The organism is Metabacillus niabensis (assembly GCF_902829255.1).
In the GTDB taxonomy this organism is placed as follows: domain Bacteria; phylum Bacillota; class Bacilli; order Bacillales; family Bacillaceae; genus Metabacillus; species Metabacillus niabensis.
The window spans coordinates 1-3,394 of record NZ_CADEPK010000443.1 but is presented as its reverse complement, the minus strand read 5'-3'; the positions used below and the strand labels follow the sequence as shown (position 1 = coordinate 3,394).

The 3,394-nt window shown below is 34.9% G+C and carries 3 protein-coding genes; all 3 read right to left on the bottom strand.

Going from position 1 to position 3,394, the window contains the following annotated elements; translation table 11 throughout:
• Positions 1-240 precede the first annotated feature (240 nt).
• Positions 241-1,872 (bottom strand): ABC transporter substrate-binding protein, encoded by a 1,632-nt coding sequence (locus HU235_RS23925; RefSeq protein ID WP_145580980.1) that lies wholly within the window; start codon positions 1,870-1,872, stop codon positions 241-243.
• A gap of 142 nt (positions 1,873-2,014) precedes the next feature.
• The gene (locus HU235_RS23920; protein WP_174881823.1) at positions 2,015-2,884 is read right to left on the bottom strand and encodes a carbohydrate ABC transporter permease; all 870 of its coding nucleotides are present in this window, start codon (positions 2,882-2,884) and stop codon (positions 2,015-2,017) included.
• A 12-nt stretch (positions 2,885-2,896) separates the two neighbouring features.
• Positions 2,897-3,394 (bottom strand): ABC transporter permease subunit (locus HU235_RS23915; RefSeq protein ID WP_174881822.1); only part of this gene is annotated, 498 nt, incomplete at its 5' end.

The window sequence follows — 3,394 nt, the reverse complement described above, 5'->3', positions numbered from 1 at the left end:
CAGTAAAGAGGATCCCTTCTCCAAACTCTCTTTTATCTCCCATTTTCTTCACCTTCTTTATCATTATTTCTTGAAATTTACACTTAAGTAGCAACTATCATATTATTTCAGAAGCTTTTAAAAAACAAAGAGGTTCTAACAGTTTAGAACAAGAAGATCGTTTAAATGGTATCTTCCTGTTCTAAACTGGGGCTGGCTCGTCTCATTAACAGACAATAGTCAGCCCAGTAAGATCAATAGTTATTTAGACTTTTTATATTCTTTATATGTTTTATTTGCTAGATCTAAATATTTTTGTAAGCCTTGGCTTTCAAGCTCTTTAACAAACGTATCAAATTCACTTAAATCTCTTTCACCTAAAATAAACTTTAATGTATTTTGGTCTGTATAATCTTTTAAAGGTGTGCTTAATAATGTAACTTGCTCGCGATCCTCAATTGAAAATGGAATTGGAGGCTCAGCAGGAATAGTTGTTTTTGTTTTTGCCATATCCTCTTGGAATTTTACCTCTTCCTCACTCATCATGGAACGTAATAAATCGGTTGTTCCACCGTAGGCAAATACTCCTCCAGAGAATCCAAAATCCTTACGTAAATCTTTCGTTCCAGCTGGATTTAATCCATTATAATTAACATCATCGACTAATTTGCGAACACCGTTTTCTTTTGTATATGTTGTACCTTCAACACCCCATTTAGCAAACTCTTGACCTTCGTCACTGTAATAGAGCCAGTCAATGAATTGTAAAATCGCTTCGAAATTTTCGCTATCTTTCGCTTTAGAAGAAATCATAACCCCATTTTCTAATCTTGAACCTGACATAAGCTGACCAGCAGGGCCACCAGGAACGGTAATTTTAGCGATTTTGTAGTTTCCTTTACCTAAATTTTTATCCATATCTGTACGGTGAAGAACGAGTGTTTGAGAATTTCCGTTAATGATAAATGATTTACCTGTGACGAATTTTTGGATAGCTTGATCATCTTCTTGTGTAAAGCTTTCTTTATCAAGTAAGCCTTCAGAAACTAATTTATTAAAATAAGTAAGCATTTCTTTATATTCATCTGTAGTTGCTGTGTAAATAAATTCATCTTTTGCTTCATCATACGTTAGCCCATTACCAAATCCCCATCCAGCTTTCGTTCCAAATCCTGTAGCTGCAATATTAAGAGTACTGTTAAACTCATATTGATCAGAAAATGGAGTAACATCAGGATATAACTCTTTCAATTTTTTCATTGCTACATATAATTCATCCCATGTCTTTGGAATAGCAATATTATGTTTTTCAAAAATATCGGTTCTTACAATTAATGTATAATCAGGCCAAACTGCTTCATGCAATCCTGGCAGTAAATAGAATTTCCCATCATTTTGACGCAAGGCTTCTAGCTCTTCCTCTAAACCCCATTTTTCAACTTTATCTTTAAAATGTGGCATTTTATCGATATAATCACTCACTGGAAGAATTGCACCTGAAGAAACAAATGGAGCCTCTTCACCTGGATATGTTTTTGGGATGATTAATGGTGCATCACCTGAACTAATTAACAAACTACGTTTTTGCGTATAATCACTATATGGTGCAATCGTAGGTTTTAATGTTACATTCGTAATCTCAGTGATTTTCTCCCATAATAGCCAATCTTTTTTGTAAGGATATGTTGGCTGATCCATATAAAGAATCGGCAGTTCAAAAGGCTCTGTTGCTTTGAACGTATCCCCTACTGAGAAAGATTCCATTGCCCCCTTCTTTGCGTCTTCACTTACCGTACCGGCTGCTTCTTCTTTGTTTGAACATCCTGCAACAACTAGAGCTGCAAGTGCTACTAGACAAAATAAAGACTTTAACCTACTTCGACCTCTTTTCATTTCATTTCCTCCCCTTTGTTCTTTAAAAAATTAAAAGCGAATCTATTACCTTGGGCAATAAGACGCTCATTAATCGAAAGTTCCCTTACATTCGATTAATGAGTGCCTTATTGCTACAAGGATTACCTTTTCCTGCTTAGAATTACTTAACAGAACCGAGCATAACACCAGAGACAAAATATTTTTGAACAAATGGATAGATTGTTAAGATAGGTAAAATCGTTAAGACCATCGTAACCGATTTAATATTAGCTGAAATTTGTGTTAGATTATCTGCCGAAGTTGCTCCTGCAGAAGTTCCCCCAGATACACCTGCGATTAAATTTCGTAAATATATTGTTACAGGGAATAATTCTTTTTGATCTAGATAGAGAAAAGCCGGAAACCATGAGTTCCAATGTCCTACTGCATAAAATAGCACCATTGTTGCAATAACTGCTTTACTCAGTGGTAGAATGATTTTCAAAAGAATACCATACGTATTTAACCCGTCAATCGATGCAGCTTCCTCCAACTCCTCTGGCATATTCTTAAAGAAGGATTTCATAATTAACATATTATAAATGCTAATCGCTCCTGGAATAACAATTGCCCACATTGTGTTCCCGAAGCCTAACCCGTTAATAAGAACATAGTTTGGAATTAAACCCCCGTTAAAAAACATCGTGAAAACTGCAAATAAAGTTAAAAATCTACGTCCAACTAATCGCCTTTTTGATAACGCATAGGCGAAAATAGTCGTTAAAAACATCGAAATCGCGGTACCAACAACTGTATATACGACAGTATTTTTATAGTTGACCCAGAACATTGAATCAGAGGCAACTGTTTTATACGTATCGATATTAAATCCTTTAGGAATGAGATTCACTTTCCCAGCGTTTATATACGCCTCACTACTAAAAGATTGTGCGACAACATTTACAAAAGGATAAAGCGTACAAAAAACAATTAATAATAAGATGATCGTGTTAAATACTTTAAAAACTTTATATTGTACAGATTCTCGCAATCTTATCTCCTCCTACCACAAACTTCTTTCTGTAATTTTTCGCGATATCCCATTTGCAGTTAAGACTAGAACTAATCCAATCAGTGATTCAAATAAACCAATCGCTGTTGCATAGCTAAAATTACTAGATTCTAACCCAACCCTGTATAGATATGTTGATATAACGTCGGAAGTTTCGTAGGTTAATGGATTGTACAAAAGTAATATCTTTTCAAAACCAACAGCCATAAAGCTTCCAATATTTAAGATTAAAAGAGTAACAATTGTTGGAAGTATTCCTGGAATCGTAATATGAAGTGTTTGCTTCCATCTATTGGCTCCATCCATTTTTGCCGCTTCATATAAGGATTCATCAATGGTTGTTAACGCAGCCAAATATAAAATCGCTCCCCAACCCATGCCTTGCCAAATTTCAGAAGTGACATAAATGGTTCTAAACCAATCAGCTTGTTGGATAAAGTTAATTTTCTCCCCTGTAAAAAATTCAACAACCGTATTTATTGAACCGCT